At 58.4% G+C, this 18,434-nt stretch carries 14 protein-coding genes; 9 read left to right on the forward strand and 5 right to left on the reverse strand.

What is annotated here, in order from left to right; translation table 11 throughout:
* Nucleotides 1-141 precede the first annotated feature (141 nt).
* Nucleotides 142-525, forward strand: a complete 384-nt coding sequence (locus tag C1719_RS05695) for a hypothetical protein (protein WP_102374239.1) — start codon at nt 142-144, stop codon at nt 523-525.
* Here the strand turns inward: C1719_RS05695 and C1719_RS05700 are convergent.
* Complete coding sequence (locus C1719_RS05700) at nt 509-1,771, reverse strand: MFS transporter (protein ID WP_180963488.1); 1,263 nt, start codon at nt 1,769-1,771, stop codon at nt 509-511. The genes C1719_RS05695 and C1719_RS05700 overlap by 17 nt on opposite strands.
* A gap of 529 nt (nt 1,772-2,300) precedes the next feature.
* Here C1719_RS05700 and C1719_RS05705 point away from each other — a divergent pair.
* Together C1719_RS05705 and C1719_RS05710 are read left to right on the forward strand one after the other, a co-directional pair.
* On the forward strand, nt 2,301-2,879 hold the full coding sequence (locus C1719_RS05705; protein ID WP_102374241.1) for a helix-turn-helix domain-containing protein: 579 nt from the start codon (nt 2,301-2,303) through the stop codon (nt 2,877-2,879).
* Nucleotides 2,880-2,888: 9 nt separating this feature from the next.
* Nucleotides 2,889-4,583, forward strand: coding sequence for an AMP-binding protein (locus C1719_RS05710; protein WP_102375939.1), 1,695 nt, complete (start codon nt 2,889-2,891; stop codon nt 4,581-4,583).
* 88 nt (nt 4,584-4,671) lie between these two features.
* On the opposite strand, the gene C1719_RS05715 is transcribed toward C1719_RS05710, so the two are convergent.
* The 3 genes from C1719_RS05715 to C1719_RS05725 form a co-directional block, all read right to left on the reverse strand.
* Nucleotides 4,672-5,112, reverse strand: a complete 441-nt coding sequence (locus C1719_RS05715; protein ID WP_102374242.1) for a helix-turn-helix transcriptional regulator — start codon at nt 5,110-5,112, stop codon at nt 4,672-4,674.
* 232 nt (nt 5,113-5,344) lie between these two features.
* Nucleotides 5,345-5,677, reverse strand: coding sequence for an oxidoreductase (locus tag C1719_RS05720; RefSeq protein ID WP_102374243.1), 333 nt, complete (start codon nt 5,675-5,677; stop codon nt 5,345-5,347).
* 1 nt (nt 5,678) lies between these two features.
* Complete coding sequence (locus C1719_RS05725) at nt 5,679-8,009, reverse strand: molybdopterin-dependent oxidoreductase (protein ID WP_102374244.1); 2,331 nt, start codon at nt 8,007-8,009, stop codon at nt 5,679-5,681.
* Between the two features lie 767 nt (nt 8,010-8,776).
* On the opposite strand from C1719_RS05725, the gene C1719_RS16345 reads away from it, so the two are divergent.
* The 6 genes from C1719_RS16345 (at nt 8,777) to C1719_RS05760 (ending at nt 16,386) form a co-directional block, all read left to right on the forward strand.
* On the forward strand, nt 8,777-8,998 hold the full coding sequence (locus C1719_RS16345; protein WP_425439824.1) for a zinc-ribbon domain-containing protein: 222 nt from the start codon (nt 8,777-8,779) through the stop codon (nt 8,996-8,998).
* A gap of 106 nt (nt 8,999-9,104) precedes the next feature.
* The gene (locus C1719_RS05740; protein WP_102374245.1) at nt 9,105-11,633 is read left to right on the forward strand and encodes a molybdopterin-dependent oxidoreductase; all 2,529 of its coding nucleotides are present in this window, start codon (nt 9,105-9,107) and stop codon (nt 11,631-11,633) included.
* Between the two features lie 37 nt (nt 11,634-11,670).
* Nucleotides 11,671-12,021, forward strand: coding sequence for a 4Fe-4S dicluster domain-containing protein (locus C1719_RS05745; protein WP_219717821.1), 351 nt, complete (start codon nt 11,671-11,673; stop codon nt 12,019-12,021).
* 150 nt (nt 12,022-12,171) lie between these two features.
* A complete protein-coding gene (locus C1719_RS05750; RefSeq protein WP_102374247.1) occupies nt 12,172-13,542 on the forward strand; it encodes an MmgE/PrpD family protein in 1,371 nt (456 codons plus the stop codon).
* Nucleotides 13,543-13,584: 42 nt separating this feature from the next.
* Complete coding sequence (locus C1719_RS05755) at nt 13,585-14,874, forward strand: MFS transporter (protein WP_102374248.1); 1,290 nt, start codon at nt 13,585-13,587, stop codon at nt 14,872-14,874.
* Nucleotides 14,875-15,051: 177 nt separating this feature from the next.
* The gene (locus C1719_RS05760; RefSeq protein ID WP_102374249.1) at nt 15,052-16,386 is read left to right on the forward strand and encodes an MFS transporter; all 1,335 of its coding nucleotides are present in this window, start codon (nt 15,052-15,054) and stop codon (nt 16,384-16,386) included.
* A gap of 390 nt (nt 16,387-16,776) precedes the next feature.
* Here C1719_RS05760 and C1719_RS05765 read toward each other — a convergent pair whose 3' ends face one another.
* A complete protein-coding gene (locus C1719_RS05765; RefSeq protein ID WP_102374250.1) occupies nt 16,777-18,372 on the reverse strand; it encodes a PucR family transcriptional regulator in 1,596 nt (531 codons plus the stop codon).
* Nucleotides 18,373-18,434 lie beyond the last annotated feature (62 nt).

The following is an 18,434-nucleotide window of genomic DNA, read 5'->3' on the forward strand; positions in this document are numbered from 1 at the left end:
AGGGCAGACGTTTCCACGATGGGCCGCGCCAAAAAGGGGCGCCTGCACTGGCTCTGTGGTGCAGCGATTCTATCACGGCGGGGGTGCATTCGGTCAAAATCTGCACGGTTTTTGCCAGATTCATACATTGAGAAGCAAACCATGGGATGGTTTTCGGTTCGCATTCAGCGCCGCCAAAAAACAGTCAGCCACATGCGCTTCGATGATCAGGCATTACTCCCGACATTATTGGCAAGCGCCTATCGGATCGCCATGCTGCTGCGCGACAGCATGGCAACGATGTATGAATCTGGCAAAAACCGTGCAGATCTCGGTCGAACTCGTGCCGATGTCGGCGCGTGGGGCGCCGCAACCCGTGACCGTGCTTGTGCGGTGTTAGCGCGCGGGGTGCGGTGGCCGGCACCGGCGCCTACGCCGAGCTATCGCATTTCGCACGGCGATCGCATCCCGCATCCATTTGCGCGCCATGGCGATGCCAACGCATGGGCGGATCTCTTCGTCGGCGGGGCTAGCCCCTGCGGGTGAGGAACGCCTTCGTGATGCGGGAGAGCGCCAGCGCGATCAGGCCGATTGCGGCGAGGGCAGCGACTCCGGCAAGATAGCTGCCCGCCCCCGATGCCGCTGAGCTCATGACGAGCGGTCCCGCGAGCGCGGCGGGAATGAGCGATAGATTTAGGATGGAGAGGTTTTCGGCGTAGTGCGCTTCCCCGAACGCCTTGGCGATAAAGCCCGATCCGACGACGGACGTCCCCCCGATGCCCAAGCCCCCGACGATCGCGCCAACAACCATGAGCGCAACCGAGTGCTGCACGATCGCCGCCGCGATGAGCAGGCAGCCTGCTATATGGGCCGCCGCAACAACAGCCATCGTGGCGGAGATGCCGAGAAGATCGAATGCGAATCCTGTTGCCAATCTGCCGAGGCCGTTGCATACGGAGAGCGTGCCGACGATGAACGCCGCCAGAGGTATTGCGGCGCCGATATCGAGCGCAACCTGGTTGGCCGAGCCGATCAAGCCGAGCCCTATGCTGCTTACAGACACCATCCATGCGGCATACAGATAGAAAACCGGACGCTTCAACATGTCTGCGGTGGCAAATTCGGTGTCTACTGCAGTTGTTTCGGGGGCTGGGGCGTCAGGAGCCTCATCGCTTCGGGTGCGTGTTCGGCGGACTTCATCCGAGCGGGGGTTCTTGATGGCGAGCGAGAGCAGGCCGATGGCGACGGCGATGCTGGCGGAAAGGGCGACGAACGACCAACGCCAGCCGATCGCGGCGAAAAGCGCCGTGGCCACCGAGCCGAGTATCATGGTCGACATGCCGTAGCACAGGAGTAGCATTCCCGACGCAAACCCCGTTCGATCGGGAAACCAGGGGATCGTTGCACCCATGGTTGTCGTGTACGCCATGCCGACGCAGCCACCGCCGAGGGCACCGTAGGCGACGTACATGACCCAGGGGGCATCAGGCTGGATGAGCGTCGCCGTCAGGGCGAACGCCATGAATATCCCCGCTGCTGACATAATGAGCGCGCAGCGCGGCGACGTTTTTCTCGCCACCTTCGAGCCGATGATTCCTCCGGCGCAGAAGGCCCACATGAGCACGGTGAAAGTGAATGATATCGTAGTCGGATCCCAGCCGAATTCTGCGGCAAGCGGCGTCGAGAACACCGACCATCCGTAAATGAACCCTATGCTGACCATGATTGCACAGGCGGCCAACAGCCGGGGCCAGCGTCGGCGATCCTGCGGCACGGCGTTTTGCGCCGGCATTACCGTTTGGGCTTTTCGCTCGACACGACCCGAGAGACGGTCTCTTTGCTTCCGCATTTCGAGCAGATGGAGGTTCCCGGCGTTCTGAGCGCTCCGCAATTCGCGCAGCGCGTCTCTGCTTTGACGGAGAAGATCCCGCATTTGTTGCAGTGGGTGCACGGATAGCATCCCATATCATTGCCTTTCGATCGCGTTTGCCGAATGACGCAAACCTTACCGCGCGGCGCCTTGCCGTGCATTCCCCGAAAAGGTTGCTTTGGGGGAATGCGTGCTTTCTGGGTAAGCCCTGGAGACTGGTTTTCTTCGTTTGCGCAGGCGGTGGGTGGGCGCGGGCGGAAAAACGGTCGTATGCGGCGGTCATGCGCGGCGGGCGGGTGCGGCGTTGCCGGCGCAGCCCATGGCGGTACGGCGATACGATCGCCGAGCATGTTGCCCGCCTTCCGGGTCGTTGGTTGTGGCGTACGCTCGTCGCGGTACAATATGCCGATGCGCTCTTCATACGAGGCGCGATCAAGAGATAGGAGTAAGTATGGCAACGGAAAACAAACTCGGAGGCAAGATCACCGCATTGCGCGAGTCGCTGCAGCTAACGCAGGACGAGCTCGCGCTACGGTGCAACTGCGACGTCGAGGTTATCCGCGGTCTAGAGAACGGCGAAATGGCGCCCTCGCTCGCTCCGCTCATCAAGATCACCCGCGCGCTCGGCGTGAGGCTCGGTACCCTCATGGACGATGACGAGGCGCTCGGCCCGGTATACGTCAAGGCCGACGAGATGGAAGAGGCTACGCGCATGCATAGTCTTGAGACGGTTTCGGATGCGGGGGACTTGCGCTTCTTCAGTCTGGCCGAGGGGCGTCCGTCGCGGCATATGGATCCGTTCATCATCACGATCAAGCCGTCGGGCGAGACCGACCACGTGCTCTCCCAGCACGAAGGCGAAGAGTTTCTCTACGGCATGGAGGGTTGCGTCGAGATCGAGTACGGCAAAGAGGTCTTCGTGCTCCATCCCGGCGAGAGCATCTACTACGATTCGATCGTGCCGCACCAGGTCCGTGCCCACGACGGCCAGAGCGCCAAGTTCCTTGCCGTTGTGTACACCCCGATGTAGGTGATCGCCATGGATACGATCGATACCGAATACAAGGGGGAGCCCGGCTCGCCCGACTATAAGCTCCATTCGGAGTTGACCATCGGCCGCTACTTCAAGAACCAGGTGGCGATCGATCCCGACCACGAGTTCGTCGTGTACCCTGACCGCGCTCTGCGCTGGACGTACAAGGATTTCGATGAGCGCACCGATAACCTTGCGCGCGGCCTTTTGGCCATCGGCATGAAGCCGGGCGACCATCTGGGCGTGTGGGCGCGCAACATCCCCGACTGGCTCACGTTCATGTACGCCACCGCGAAGGCGGGCATCGTCATGGTCACGGTGAACCCGGTGTACAAGAGCCACGAGCTCGATTACGTGCTCAAGCAGTCGGATATGAAGGCTCTCTGCGTCATCGATGCCTACCGCGACGTCGATTACCTGCAGATCATTCGCGATCTCGTGCCCGAGTCGCTCACGCAAGAGCGCGGGCACCTCAAATCGGAGAACTATCCGATGCTTGAAAACCTCATCTACATGGGTCCCGAGAAGCATCGCGGGTTCTACAGCGTGCCCGAGCTGATTCTCCTCGGGGAGTACCTGCCCGACGACGCGCTGCCCGAGGCCGAGGCGCACTTCGACAACAACGACGTGGTCATGATGCAGTATACGAGCGGTACGACCGGTTTTCCGAAGGGCGTCATGCTCACGCATCGCAACATCCTCAACAACGGATTCTACATCGGCGAGGGCCAGAAGCTCGGGCCCGACGATCGCGTGGTGTTGCCGGTGCCGTTCTTCCACTGTTTCGGCTGCGTGCTCGGAGTGATGGCAAACCTCACGCACCGATCGACCATGGTCATCGTCGAGGATTTCAACGCGGGACTCGTGCTGCAGGCGATCCACAAGGAACGGGCGACGGCCGTGTACGGCGTGCCTACCATGTTCATCGCCGAGCTCAACCATTCCGATTTCGACACGTTCGATCTCACGAGTTTGCGCACGGGCATCATGGCGGGAAGCCCGTGTCCGCCCGAGACCATGCGCGAGGTCATGGACAAGATGCATGCGACCGAGATCACGATCTGCTACGGCTTGACCGAATGCAGCCCGGTTTTTACGCAGACCACGGTCGACGACGATATCGAGCACAAGTGCGAAACGGTCGGCCGCAAGCACGAGCCGGTGCTCGTGAAGATCGTCGATCCCGATACCGGCAAGGTATGCGGCATAGGCGAGCCTGGCGAGCTGTGCTGCAAAGGCTACAACGTGATGAAGGGCTACTACAAGATGCCAGAAGAAACCGCCAAGGTGATCGATGAGGAGGGTTACCTGCATTCGGGGGACCTCGGCACGGTCGACGAAGACGGCTACTATCGCGTGACGGGCCGCGTGAAGGATATGATCATTCGCGGCGGCGAGAACGTCTATCCGCTTGAAATAGAGAACTTCCTGCTCACTATGCCCGGTGTGCTCGATGCCCAGGTGGTCGGCATACCCGATGAGCGGCTCGGCGAGATCGTCGGCGCGTTCATCCGCACGCGGCCGGGATATGAGGATATGACAGAGGAAGATGTGCGCGCCTTTGCGATTCCGCGCATCGCGCGCTACAAAGTTCCCAAGCGCGTGTTCTTCATCGACGAGTTCCCGATGACGCCTTCGATGAAGGTACAGAAGTTCAAGCTTCGCGAGATGGCCGAGGAGTACGTGAAAGCGGGGAAGTAGGAGCCGCCGTTTAGCGGAAGGCGACAGCAATGTACGACCTGCGGGGTGCCAATGCGGCGCCCCGCTTCGCGTCGGCGGCTGATCGCTCCTATTCGCAGCCGACGGCGGGATGGGCTTCGGAGTGCTCGAGCATGGCTTTGAGTTCTTCGGAGGTATGCACGCCGAGCTTTTTGAAGATAGAGTATTTATGCGCCTTGGCGGTTGATGGCGAGATGCCGAGCGCGTTGGCGATGTAGGTGGGATTGCGCTCGTTTGCCAGATAGCGCAGGATATGGCTTTCGCGCTCGGTCAAGCCGTATTCTTTTTCCAGCGTAAGGATGGCTTTCTTACGTCTGCCGGGCGCACTGCCGCCGATGATGTCGTACAGAGGAGTGCCCGAGCGGGAGTATTCGATGTCGTCGAGCGCGTCGATGAGGTCGACAAGGTAGTGTCCCATCTGCTGCTTGCTCTCGGTTTGAGCGAGGTATCCGGGGATGGCGTTGTAGAGTATTGCTGCTGCTTCGAGCACTTTCGATTCGCTTTCTTTCATGGTGCATGCTTTCTGTAAGAAATAATACTGATAGGTATTATAAATAGTAACGTGGAACGATGATTCATGAAAGCATTCTTTTTCTTGAAAAACGCTATTTTGGTTGGCGCGCTTAAAATAAGAGTTTTTAACAGGGGTTATCAATGCAGAAAGATCCCTTGCCCCCAAGGGATCTTTCTGTTGACGCTTCGATAATCTGATCCATGGAGTATTAGGCCATGGAAACCAGGCCTTACGGGATGAAGCAGGTAACCTTGTTTCCGTGCTCGGCCATTTTGGCCGAAAGCTCTTCGACGGGCACGAGTTCCATGCACTGGGCGAGGCAATGGTGAACGCATGCAGGCTTTTTGCCTGCGGCAACGCGGTCCTCGCACAGATCGCACAGGTCGGAGGGAACGGGGACGTAATCCCAAAGCCACTTGTCCTTCATTTTCACGGGGCCCATTTCGTTGAGCTTGATGCCCCATTCGTCGAGCGGGATATCGTGCTCCTTGCGGCACGAAACTTCGCATACGTGGCAGCCGGTGCAGTACTTGTAATCGATCAACAAGGCGTACTCGTTCATGCTAGACCTCCTTCCTTGCTGCTACGGGGCTTGCGGGGTCGGTGCCGATCGCGCCTTCGACGGTATCGGGGCTCAAGGTGCCGAGCGCATCGAGGCTGTCAACTTTGGATATCTTGCATAAGACGTTTTTGAACGGCGCGCCGAATCCGATGCGCCCGATGGCGCGATGAGGAATGAGGCTGTTGATGTTCGCCTTCCATACGCCGTTGAGGTTTGGGGCTTCTGCGTCTTGCTCGGGGAACCACCAGCCGTGCTGCGCATGAATGACGCGCGGATCGACGATGGTTGTGATCTTGGCTTTCTCGATGGCCTTGCCAAGCGGGTTTTCGATGCACACCCAGTCGCCGTCTTCGATACCGTACTTCGCTGCGGTTTCGGGGTGTATCTGCACGAGAGGATTGGGCATGATGGCGCGCAGCGACGGAACCTGACGGTGCTCGGAGTGGAACGAAGTCGTCTCACGGCCGCCCGTGGTCATGATGAGCGGGTATTCTTCTGCCAGATCGGGCCTGCTGTAGGGTGTCAGCGCGTTTTCCTCGAAATAGGGAAGCGGGTCTTCGCCCCAGTCCTCGTAGAGGCTCGAGCACAGCTCGACGAGACCCGTGGGGGTGTTGAAGCCCGGTTCCCCGTCGGGGCGCAAGAGCCCCTTCTCGTATTTGCGGTACTCGAAATCCATCTGGAGCCAACCGTCGTTCTGGAGGTCTTCGAACGTCATATCCACGCCGCCGTTGTGCAGCTGCTCGGTGAAGAAGTCGGCAACGTTATCCCATGGCCAAGCCTGGGGGTTCAAGCGCTTGCCCACCAAGAAGTCGATCTCGAGATCCGATTTGCAGTCGCCTACTTCGACGCATTTGTTCATGGCCATAACCATGTGCGTGTTGCGGCCGAAGTGGGGTAGCACCATACCGTCGTGCTCGGCGAAGGTAGTAACGGGTAAAAACAGGTCGCACAATCCCATGGCGGTCGGCGTCATGAAGACGTCTTGGCATACGTTGAACTCCATTTTTTCGAGCGCCTTGAACCAGCGCTTGCCCTGGGCGTTCGTCGTGTTGGCGATGCCGTTGGTTGCGTAGAACCATGCCATCTTGAGCGGGTAGGGCTCGTCGGTTTCAAGCGTATCGAGGATGCAATCAGGATGTGCGATGAGATGCGCTGCGCGGAACCCTTTGTACTTCGGATCGGTGATCTGCTTCTCGAGCATGCCAGGAGGCAGCTGTTGGGCGCATTCGTAGCGCCATTTGCCCATGAAACTTGCGGGTACGGCAAGCGTGACGCCGCCCGGCACGTCGAGATCGCCGAGGATCGCGGCCAAGATGAGCACGGTGTGGCCTGCCTGCACACCGTTGCTGTTCGTGTCGATGGCGAGTCCCCACATGAACGAGGATGGGTGGTTGGTGGCGATGGCGCGCGTTGCTGCCGCGATAGTCTCGGCGGGAACCCAGGTGATCTCCTCGACTTTGTCGAGGGGGTATTCGGCTGCCCGCTCTTTGAGCTCGTCGAATCCGTAGCACCAGTTTTCCACGAAATCGTGGTCGTAGAGGTCTTCTTGGATGACGAGGTTGATCATGCCGAGGCCGAGCGCGGCATCGGTGCCGGGGCGCAGCTGCAGGTGGTAATCGGCGTGCGCGGCCATCCAGGTGACGCGGGGATCGATGACGACGTATTTGGATCCGCGCTTCATCAGGTCGATAAGGGTATGGCCGAAGAATCCGTCCGGGTTCGAGAAGAGCGGATCCTTGCCCCAGAGTACGATGTATTTCGGCACCTCGTAGCGCGGGTCGTCGAATCGATCGGGGAAGAACGCCGCATAATCGAGTTCGGGATACCCGGCTCCCAGAATAAAGTCGGCCACCGAGCAGCGAGGCCCATAGCATGAATCGCCGCTCATCGGGAAACACGAGTTGGGCGTTCCGAGTGCAGCGTAGGCCAGCGGCGTTTTGTACAGCGTCGCCTCGCGGCCGGTTCCCTGAAACGCTACGATGGATTCGGCGCCCCAGTTCTCCTTGACGTAGGCCACTTTCTCCTCGATGATGTCGAGTGCCTCATCCCAGGTAATCGCCGTCCAGGCATCTTTTCCGCGATCTTCCCGCTTACGGGTGAGCGGGGTCAGGATGCGCTTTTCGTTGTACATGTACTCGGGAAGCGTCAGGCAGCGCACGCACAGGCGCCCCTGTGTGATGGGGTGGTCGGGATCGCCCTCGACGTCGACGACTTTGCCGTCTTTGACCGTGAGGTACATGCCGCATCCCACAGGATGGTCGCCCGGCGGGGACCATGCGCAGGTGCGGCACTTGACAACGCCATCACCGCAATCGATTATCCTTTCCGACATAATCTCTCCTCTCTCCTTGTTCTCGTTCTCGTCTTGTTGTATGCAGTGCGTCTGGGTAGGGTTTTTTTATTCGAAAGCGCTAGGAACCCGGATTGCCTCAGACGGGATGCCGATGGATCGAACCCTCTTCGGCTAGGCGCCGGGGGTTTTCGGGGGCTGCGCTTTCGGGGCGGCGGGTGCCGCGGGGGCGCCGGGGGCTTTTGGAGCCGCCGGGGAAGCGGGGGTCGGTGCTTGAGGGGATGCGCTTTCGATGCCCTCCGTCGAGGTTTTGCAGAAGGGGCATTTCGAGGGAAGCTGCCCGGCAACGCGATTGATGCGCTTCCCGCATGAGGGGCACACGACGGGCGGTAGTTCTGTTTCGGCTGGTCTGAAGCACATGGGAGTACCTTTCTCGCGGAAGTTGTGTCCGATGATCGAAGCCATACCTAATCTAATAAGTATTAGAGTATGAAATCTGATGAGAATAAAATAATACTAATCCTTCCTATTGAATAGTACCAAATAGGATTAGATATTATACTTTTTTATAAATAGTTGATATGGACTAATAGAGGTTTAAGGCTACAAATCTTAGTATTTGATCAGGTAAAATATAGCCACATCACGATAAACAGCCGTTATATTATTCTTAAAATAAAATAAATATACCTCTTGTCGAGTCATACTAAAAGGTATTATTTTGATCACGTCAACTAAGACGATAAAGACTAGTACTAAAAGGTTTACTTTAGGAGTTGTCCATGTGTTTCAGACCAGCAGCAGTTTCCATGACCGTTACCTGTCCGAAGTGCGGTGCAGAATGCGCGCTTGACGCAAAGACGTGCTCTGCATGCGGAGCCGATCTTCCCAACACCCCCTCGATGCCCGGAGCCCCTGGAGCCCCCGGAGCCCCTGGTGCTCCCTCGACGCCGGGTATGCCGGCAGCGCCCGGTGCACCGGCGAAACCGAGCGCCCCTGGGGCGCCGAAGGCTCCCGGGGCGCCACGATAGAAAGCTTTCGAAAAGGCGCAGGTTTTTTAGCATCCCGCTGCCTTTTCGGTTGCCTTGCGAGTTTCCTCACAACCATCGAAGACGAATACGAGAGAAAGGGAGGAGCATGGATTATCAAGAATTCCTCGATTCGGTAGACCGCGAGGCCTACCATGAGGGCGAATGGCGGTGGCAGGAGGGCGAATACACCGTCACCCGCACAAACCACTGGTCGCCGCCCGGATGCCATAACGGCTGCGGTGTGCTGCTGTACGTGGACAAGGAAGGCAAGCTCGCTCACATTGAGGGCGATCCGCTGGCTCCGTTCAACGGCGGTAAGCTTTGCATGCGCTGTCTCGACATGGTGGAGGCAGTCAACCATCCCGACCGCTTGAAGTACCCCATGCGCCGTGCGGGTAAGCGCGGGGAAAACAAATGGGAGCGTATTTCATGGGACGAGGCCTACGAGGAAATCGTCGAAAAGGTCAATGCCGTCAAACGCGATTTCGGATCCCATACCATCCTGTTCGTGCACGGCACCGGCCGCAACATAGGATGGCAGCTGCCGCTTTTCGCTTCGACGGCGCTCGAGACGCCGAACGTCTGCAATTTCGGCTTTACCGGTTTCGCCTGCTACCTCCCTCGCATGATCGGCGCTTCCGCCAAAATGGGCGAGATGACCATCATCGACGTATCCGAAACGCACGAACAGCGCTACGCCGATCCTTCGTTCAAGCGCCCTGAGGTTATCATGGTTTGGGGCAACGAGCCGCTTAAGGCGAACGCCGACGGGTTCTTGGGCCATTGGATCCTCGAGTGCATGCAGATGGGCACGAAGATCATCTCCATCGATCCTCGCCTCACTTGGCTCGGTGCGAAAGCCGAGTATTGGCTGCAAGTGCGGCCCGGCACCGATGGCGCCCTCGGTATCGCTATGCTCAACACCATCATCAACGAGGATCTGGTCGACCATGAGTTCATCGATCTGTGGTGCTACGGCTACGAGCAGCTTGTCGAATCCGTGCAGGGCAAGGACGCCGATTGGGCGGCCGAGATCTGCGGCCTCGATGCCGACGACATCCGCGGCGCGGCGCGACTGTACGCAACGGCCGAGAACGCGTCCATCCAATGGGGTCTTGCGTTCGAGCAGCAGCTCTCGGCTCTCGGCGTTACCGCCGCAGCATGCGACCTCATGGGTGTGACGGGCAATATCGACAATCCCGGCGGCAACCTGCTCATCAAATGCGCATTCGATATTGAAAAGCGCTACGGCTTGGGCGATTTCAAGATCCCGCGCGAAAACTACGCCGGAAAACTCACCTTGTCGGCGGGCATTGAATCGTCGGACATCGTGGCCTGCGCCTCCTCCGACGCGCTTTTGCACGCGGTTGAAACGGGCGAGCCCTTCATGCCTCAGATCATCTGGCTGCAAAGCGCCAATCCTCTTTCGTGCTCGGGCATGGACGCACCGCGTATGTACGAGGCTATAAACAAGATTCCGTATTGCGTGGTGGCCGATCCGTTCATGACGCCGACGGCGGTTGCCCATGCAGATATCGTGCTGCCCGTCGCCATGAGCTGCGAGCGCAACTCCGTCCGTACTTGGTGGACGCCCGCCCGCTCGATCTCCAAATGCACGAGTTACTACGAGTCGAAATCCGACGAGCAGATCATTCTCGAACTCGGCCGTCTGCTCAAGCCCGAGAACTGGCCGTGGAAAGACGACAAGGAGCTTTCCACGTGGTATCTCACCGACCAGTACGCCGAAGGCGGCACCCGTTACGAAGGCGATTTCGAAGAGCTGCAGGCGCGGGGCGGCTATAAGTACGACCCGTGGGACGCCGAGTACTACAAGTACGAGAAGGGCATGTGCCGACCGGACGGTCAACCTGGATTTGATACGGCTACCGGCCGATTCGAGTTTTGGAGCTGGGGATACAATCACTGGGGCGTCGATCCGATGCCGTATCATCTCGAGCCGAAGGACAGCCCCGTCTCAACACCCGAGAAGTTCGAGGAGTATCCGTTCATTGCGACGTCGGGCGGCCGATCCTACGAGTTCTTCCATTCCGAACATCGCCAGCTCGAGACCATGCGCGAATTCCATCCGTGGCCGCTTGTCACCATCCACCCGGATGCCGCTGCCGAATACGGCATCGAGGATGGCGATTGGGTGTGGATCGAGACCACGCATGGCCGCTGCCGACAGAAGGCGTTTCTGTTCCCCGGCATCAAGCGCGACACCATTCATCTGGAGCATGCGTGGTGGTATCCGGAGGAGGAGCCTGCCGAGCCGAGCCTGTACGGCACATTCGATTCCAACATCAACAACATGGCTTTGAACTTCGAGACCGGCCAGGGTGGCATCGGCTCGGGCATCAAAAGCTTCCTCGCCAAGATTTACAAATATCAAGAGGGCGATCAGATGCCGGGCGAGAAGGTAACGCGCGAAGGCGGCTGGGGCGATTACATTCCCGGCGTCATGGCTGGCGATAAGGAGTCTGCCGAGAAGCAGGCGGCCGAGGGCAACGACGCGCTGCAAAAGCAGCTCGAGAACGCGCGACGCGTTCAGAGCCTCAAGGTGAAAGACGCCGATATGCAAGGACGCAACGCGCTCGAGTATGCCAAGGAGCATGCCGACGAGGTTATCAAATAGAGGACCGCGAAGTTTAGAGAAAAGGAGGCGAACAACCGTGACCAAGGCGATTCTCGTCAATTACGACTACTGCACAGGGTGCCACTCCTGCGAAGTGGCGTGCAAAAAGATTCTCGATCTGCCGAAAGGCGAGTTCGGCATCAAGGTGTGCGAAGTGGGACCGTTCCAATACAGCGAGCGCGAGGGCGTGAAGGGCATCTGGGAGTGGACGTACATGCCTGTGATCACCCAGGCGTGCGACATGTGCGCCGAGCGTACCGAGCAGGGCAAGATGCCCATGTGCGTGCAGCACTGCCAAGCGTGGTGCATGTACTACGGCGAGGCTGAGGAGCTTGTCAAGAAGATGGACGGCCAAACCCGCTGGTCGCTTGTAACCGTCAAAGAATAATGGGGATTGGCGCGGGCGGGAAAGTCGCCCGCGCCTTCAAAAGGGGGCTTCCCGGCGATCTGTCGAGCGGACGCGAATCGGCTTCGCTTGACCGAGCGGGAAGTGCGGGGAAGCACCCGCAGACACATTGAGGGAGGAATCCCATTGAACATGACAGACCAAGTCTGCGCGCATGTTGTTGCGACGGACTATGCATCGCTTGATGCTTTCACGATTGCGCGCGTTAAAACGCGCGTCCTCGATGCGGCGGGGGTCATCGCGGCGGGCGTTCACGCGCCGATGTGCGACGAATTATTCGATCTGCTTAAGAGCTACGGATCGGCACCGCAGAGCGCGGCGTTCTACCGAAGCGAGCGGATCGATGCGCCGTCTGCGGCCATGATCAACAGCTTCTCCATGAGGTCCTATGATTTCGAGGCTATTGAAGCGGAAAACGAGAATCGGAAGAGCAGCGCCGCCCACATCAGCGGTACGACGGTGCCGACGGCGCTCGCCTGCGCCGAACGCGCGCACGCAACGGGGCGCGAGTTCATGTGCGCTCTCGCTTTGGGAGACGATATCGCGGCCCGCCTGGGGGCGGCATCGGGCTTCGACGTGTACGGGGGCTGGGATAACACCAACACCATCAACGGGTTGGGTGCCACCGTCATCGCCGGAAAACTGGGAGGCTTGACCGAAAGGCAGCTTAACAACGCCCTTGGTCTCGATCTCAATATGCTCGGCGGCTCGATGGACAACATCAACTATAAGACGCTTGCGTTCAAGCTGCCCATGGCGCTCGCTGCACGCAACGCCATCTTCTCGGCGGATTTCGCTCGTCGCGGCATGACGGCGACGCATGACGCGTTGAACGGCAAGAAGGGATACTTCTTCTTGTTCTGCGGCGAAAAGCAGCGCCCCGAGCTTCTGTGCAAAGATCTCGGCAACGTGTTTTACGGTGACGTTGTCATCAAGCCGTGGTCGGCCTGCCGTGCCACTCACCCATCCATCGATGCTTGCATGCAGATCGTTCAAGCGCACGACATCGATCCCGAACAGGTTTTTAAGGTCGTTATCCATACGACGCCGCGCACGGCGGCCGGCTTTGTCGGCCAGCCGTTCGAGATCGGCGAAGAGCCTCAGGTAAGCGGTGCTTTCAGCATTATCTATACCGCGGCGGTCGCCATAGCGACGAAGTCGGTGCGTCCGGATTACATGAACCGCGAGGCGATGGAGGATCCGGATCTGAAACGGTTGATCGACAAAATCGAAATCGTCCCGACGCTCGCTCCGGACGAGTATCAGACGGCAGAGGTCGACATCGTCATGGCGGACGGAGCCACCTATCACGCCCGCTGCGATGTTCCCAAAGGCGACATATACAAGAGCCCCATGAGCGAAGAGGAGGTGTTGGACAAGTTTTATCAGAACATCGAGTTCTCCCAGACGCTTTCCCGCGAAAACGCCGATCGCGTTGTGGAGACCGTATCGCGCCTCGAAGAGCTCGATGACATCGGTGAGCTCATCGAGTTAATGAGGTAACTCGATGGGTTCAGGGGACAAGGTCATAGTAAGGAGAATGAAATGACCGCAGAACAAAAGGCTAAAACCAAAAAGGCTTTAGGCGTTACCGTTCAGATCGCTGCGTTGCTCGTCATCACGCTTCAGTATGCAAAATCGTTTTCAACGCCTGCCATGTCGGCTATCGGTGAAGCGTTTGCGCCGGCAGGGGTCGATTCCCTCATGCTCAAGAACATCGAGGGCCTTCCTTCGCTCATGGCCATCGTCGGTGCGTTTGCCGTCGGCATCATGGAGCGTTACATGAAGAAAAAGACCATGCTCATCATCGCGATGGGATGCACGCTTGTCGGCGGCGTGGCTGCAGGCTTCATGCCCGAAACCACCGAAGGTTTCTACGGGATACTCGTCTGCCGCGTCATTCTCGGATTTGGGCGAGGCATGATCTTCCCGATGGCATCGTCGTTTATCGCCGACCTGTTCGAAGGGAAGCAGCGCGATCGCCTCATGAGCTTCAAGACGGCCGTTGGCGGTCTGTCCGGTTCGCTCTTCCAGCTGATCGGTGGTTTTCTGGCCGTGCTTTCGTGGCGCTACTCGTTCATCGGCTACCTGTTTATCGTGCCCATCATTCTGATGATCGTGTTCTGGCTGCCCGAGCCCGATGTGAAGCCCGCAGGTGTGACGGCTGACGGCAAAAAGGGCAGTGCGCTCAAATCCATTACGATAGCCGCATGGATTGTCATATTCCTCGCCGGCATCTACAACTTCTTCCAGTTCTCGTATTTCACCAACATCTCTTTGTGCATCAAGGAAGCCGGTTTGGGAGATACCGGGTTTGCGGGCATCATCAGTTCGACGGAGACGCTTGCTTCTGCTGTGGGCGCCATCTGCTACGGCGCATTCCTCAAAGGGCGTCTGCGCGGATTCGATCTTCCGATTGCGCTTATCGGCGAGGCGATCGGCTTCTTCATCCTGACCAACGTGATAAGCGTTCCCGGCTATTATGCGGGCGCCATCATCTACGGTTTTGCGTTCGGCATGTTCAACCCCGCTCTTATATTGCAAATCGTCAAAGTGTTGCCGAAGGAAGGCGCTACTTTGGGCTTGTCGCTCCTGGCTGCCGCTCAGAACCTGTGCCAGTACTTCTCCGCCTACGTACTGGCATTTCTTGCCGGCATCATGGGCGTTGCAGGGACGGGTCAGCTTGCCGGATGGAACGTGTCTTGGCCTCTCGCGACAGCCATGGCGGTGCTGGTTGCCATCATTATCGTCGCAACCAAGACCAAGCACCCCGAGCTGATTGCCGGACTGCGCGAACCTGCGGCTCCTGCGCTCGATGAAAGGAAAGACGAGTAAAATCTCAGCTGGCCTTAACGGCGCGGCGATACGAAATCTGTGGGGGTTTCGCTGCGCAGGCTGATCTCTCAACCGCCAGCGTAGAAAACCGATCCACAGCATAGACACGTATCTGCATTGACGGAAGCCGAGCGGTCTCAGCTCGCTCGGCTTCCGCGACAGGGGGAAGGAAATGCGATGGCGCTTGTCAGCAATGGCAGGTTGTTCGGTAGGATTCACTATGCGTTTGTCATCATGGTGTGCTGCTGTTTGGTCCAGGCGTTCGGTATGGGGCTTGTTCTGAACTGCGGCAGCCTATTCTATGTGCCGGTGTGCGAGGATCTGGGATTTTTGCGCTCCGAGATATCTACATACATGACCGGTTACTTTATCGGAACGACGCTTGTAACGCCTTTGGCAGGCAGGCTTCTTACGAAATACGATACCCGTATCGTCATGTCTGTGGCTATCGTAGTGCTATCGGGATCCGTAATGGCCATGAGCACGTACAGCGAGATCTGGCAGTGGCAAGTCTCGGGCTTTTTGGTGGGCGCGGCCGGCGCCGGCATCTTCGTGCTGCCTTCGGCATCGCTGATCGGAAACTGGTTTATCAAACGGCGCGGGTTCGTATACGGCATCGTTATGGCGTGTTCGGGCGTATCAGCTGCGTTGTTCTCCATGGTGATCAGCTCGATCATTCAAACGGCGGGCTGGCGATCGGCGTATTTGTTCGTCGGCATTGCGTCTTTGGCCGTGATCCTGCCGTGCAGCTTGCTCATGCGCAAGAAGCCGACGGAGCTGGGGATCGCGCCGTACGGATATCGCGAAGACCCCGACGACAAGGGAACGCTGCCCGTTATGCGCGGGGTGGCGTTCAAGGCGGCCGTCGTCTCGGTTGCGTTTTGGTGCCTGTTCGTGTTTGCGGGCATCGCGTCGTTCATCCACGGAGGCATCGATCAGCATATGCCCGGCTATATCCAATCGATAGGGTTCACGGCATCGTTTGCCGCCATCATCGTTTCCGCCGAGTCGGTCGGCTCGGTGATCGACAAGCTCGTCATGGGATGGTTGAACGACAAGATCGGCGTGCGGAGGACGACGTTGATCGAGCTCGCCCTTATTGCTATCGGCATCGTCGGGTTCCTCTATTTCAGAAATCCGGTGTTCCTCGTTTTGTCGACGGTGTTGTTCGGCATTCAGGATTCGCTTATGTCGGTAAGCCTCCCGCTGCTCATTCGCGATATCTTCGGATCGCGGAACTACACTCAGATCCATGCTTGGATTCGCACGGGCGTCGGTTTGTTCGGGTCGTTCTCGGGTGTGCTGGTGGGCGCTGTGTACGATACGACCGGCACGTTCGTCCCCGCGTTCGCAGGCCTTGTTATCACCTGCTTCGTTGCCATGGGGTGCATTGTGCTTGCGTATGCGAAGCGCAAGAAGCTTGCATGGGAAACCGACGAAGGGGATGGTCTTCCGGTTGGGTCGACGGCCGATGCCTATGATTGCGCACGCGACGCATCGGTTCGTCGATAGGATACGGCATGTGCTATCCGTGTTCGCATTGCGGTGCCTGCAAAGTGAAGCTGCCGAAGGGGAAGTGCCCGCTTTGCGGAGCCGAGCTGCCTGAGGGCGGCGTCTGCCCCGGCTGCGGAATGAGGATGCCCGCACCGCCCGGCCGCGCCTCCTCTGGAAAACCTGTGCAAGATGCGAGCGGCGATGCGACTGCAGCGCCTGAGGGGGGACGGTTTTGACCATGTGCTACCAGTGCTCTGGCTGCGGAAGATGCCTTGAGGCGCAATCGGGTTTGCCGAGTGCGCCTGTCTGTCCGTGCTGCCGCAGAGAGGTCGATCCCGATGTACGCTACTGCTCTTCGTGCGGCGCGTTTATCCGTCCGCGAGCAGGCAGTGTGAAGGTGGCGAATCGTCATGCGCCTACCGGTTCCGAGCATCCTTTGCCAGACTCGAGGAAGTCGGAAAGATGAAACAAGGCGATTAAGCTGATTCGTGTTTTCGGGCTATCGAGGTCGAGGCCCTCTCTCTCCGTTACGGATCCGATTCTATTCAGGACGGTGTTTCGATGGATGCCGAGAGCATCCGCCGTACGCGACGCGCTGCATTCGTGGCGCAGGTAGCAACGGAGGATGTCCCCGTCGGACGGATTCTTTCTCGGCGTGCTCTCTTTTATGCGGGCGAGCGCGCTCGTGTTGAGGCAGAATTCCAGGAAGGCGTAGTCTTTCCCCTCGCTGAACAGCAGATAGTCGAACAGGTAGTCTTCGAAGCGGGCGAACGGGTCATGCTTGTCGAGGCTGTCGTGTTCGGGCGAGCGCAGCATGGCGCTGTACTCGAATGCGATGGCTATCTGCCGGGCTCCCTTATCGAGGTTTTGCAGTTCGGGAAGAGGGCCCGAGATCGCCGCATCGACATAGGAGAAGTCAATCAGGGCGGACAAGGCGGCTCTGACGGTGCGGTCTGCTTTGCCGTCGGACTTTCGGGCTTGCACGACAAGGTAGGCCGCACCGTCACGCAAAACGACGGGGTTGTCGGGCAGCATCGAGCTGATCCTCCTGGCTAGATATCCGAGGTTCTCCGCATCGGCTGTCTTCGGTTTTATCGCATATAGGCGAACGGCGCCGTTTTCGGACAGCCCTATGCTGCGCGCTTGCCGTGCGATGATATCCTTCGGCATCGTTTTTCCCGCCAGCAGTGCCGAAAGAAGCTCTGTGCCCTCGGCGTATGTTTCGCTTTCGTAGGATTGGCAGCGTCGTATGTGCGCTTTGATATGGGATGCGAGAATGTCGAACGTATCCAGAAGCCCCTGGGAATAAGGGACGTTGTTGCAGGTCATAACCATTTGAACGAAGTAGGCGCCGTTGATCTTGAACACGTGGTTCATGGACGGGTATTGCGTTATCCGATTTCCAGAGTAATGGGTCTTTCCCTGCTTCGCCCATCGCGAGAGCGCTTTCGTTTCCCGAAACCGCGCTATGGCGCGTTCTCCGTGGAAGCCTTTTTCGATGAGTTCGTTTGTGATGGGGTCATCGATCGGCATATCGGGGGTATACGCGATCAGACGATACGTCGAGTCCGACATGGTTACGAGGTTGCCCAAAACGTCACGCGAGATATCGAGCATCTCTTGGTAGCTTCCTCTTTCGGCCGATATTCTGTCGAGATCGTGTTCCCATCGATCGATTGTGCGGATGCGCTTTTGGAGGGCCGAGGCAAAAGCTTGCTTCGAGAGGTTCGTCTCTGCCGCTATCGCGTTGCGCCGATGTTCGGGCAGCGGCGCTTCGGAGAGCTTCTTGCATACGACGATGATCGGAATGTCTTCTCGGATGTTTCGAATCTCCCGATCTTCCTCGCATACGAGGATCGCACCCTTCTCGAAAACGACGTTTTCTTCGCCGGTAACGGGAGGCAGGGGCTCGATCCATTCGATTGCTCCCGGGGAGAAGCTCTGGCAACGAGCTTCTCTTGAAAGGGATTGGATCCAGCCGATGAGCATAGCCGGGGTTGTCATGATGCAGCTCCCTTGGATTAGGCAATATGCACAATTTTATATCAAATTAAAGGCGAATAGCC

Source organism: Raoultibacter massiliensis, from assembly GCF_900199545.1.
Taxonomy (GTDB): Bacteria; Actinomycetota; Coriobacteriia; order Coriobacteriales; family Eggerthellaceae; genus Raoultibacter; species Raoultibacter massiliensis.

What these genes read in the sequence shown, in the direction of transcription:
- C1719_RS05765 (WP_102374250.1), bottom strand. Translation starts at nt 18,372, where the DNA reads ATGACAACCCCGGCTATGCTCATCGGCTGGATCCAATCCCTTTCAAGA.
- C1719_RS05750 (WP_102374247.1), top strand. Translation starts at nt 12,172, where the DNA reads ATGACAGACCAAGTCTGCGCGCATGTTGTTGCGACGGACTATGCATCG.
- C1719_RS05755 (WP_102374248.1), top strand. Translation starts at nt 13,585, where the DNA reads ATGACCGCAGAACAAAAGGCTAAAACCAAAAAGGCTTTAGGCGTTACC.
- C1719_RS05720 (WP_102374243.1), bottom strand. Translation starts at nt 5,677, where the DNA reads ATGAACGAGTACGCCTTGTTGATCGATTACAAGTACTGCACCGGCTGC.
- C1719_RS05695 (WP_102374239.1), top strand. Translation starts at nt 142, where the DNA reads ATGGGATGGTTTTCGGTTCGCATTCAGCGCCGCCAAAAAACAGTCAGC.
- C1719_RS05705 (WP_102374241.1), top strand. Translation starts at nt 2,301, where the DNA reads ATGGCAACGGAAAACAAACTCGGAGGCAAGATCACCGCATTGCGCGAG.
- C1719_RS05725 (WP_102374244.1), bottom strand. Translation starts at nt 8,009, where the DNA reads ATGTCGGAAAGGATAATCGATTGCGGTGATGGCGTTGTCAAGTGCCGC.
- C1719_RS05700 (WP_180963488.1), bottom strand. Translation starts at nt 1,771, where the DNA reads ATGCCGGCGCAAAACGCCGTGCCGCAGGATCGCCGACGCTGGCCCCGG.
- C1719_RS05710 (WP_102375939.1), top strand. Translation starts at nt 2,889, where the DNA reads ATGGATACGATCGATACCGAATACAAGGGGGAGCCCGGCTCGCCCGAC.
- C1719_RS05760 (WP_102374249.1), top strand. Translation starts at nt 15,052, where the DNA reads ATGGCGCTTGTCAGCAATGGCAGGTTGTTCGGTAGGATTCACTATGCG.
- C1719_RS05715 (WP_102374242.1), bottom strand. Translation starts at nt 5,112, where the DNA reads ATGAAAGAAAGCGAATCGAAAGTGCTCGAAGCAGCAGCAATACTCTAC.
- C1719_RS05740 (WP_102374245.1), top strand. Translation starts at nt 9,105, where the DNA reads ATGGATTATCAAGAATTCCTCGATTCGGTAGACCGCGAGGCCTACCAT.
- C1719_RS16345 (WP_425439824.1), top strand. Translation starts at nt 8,777, where the DNA reads ATGACCGTTACCTGTCCGAAGTGCGGTGCAGAATGCGCGCTTGACGCA.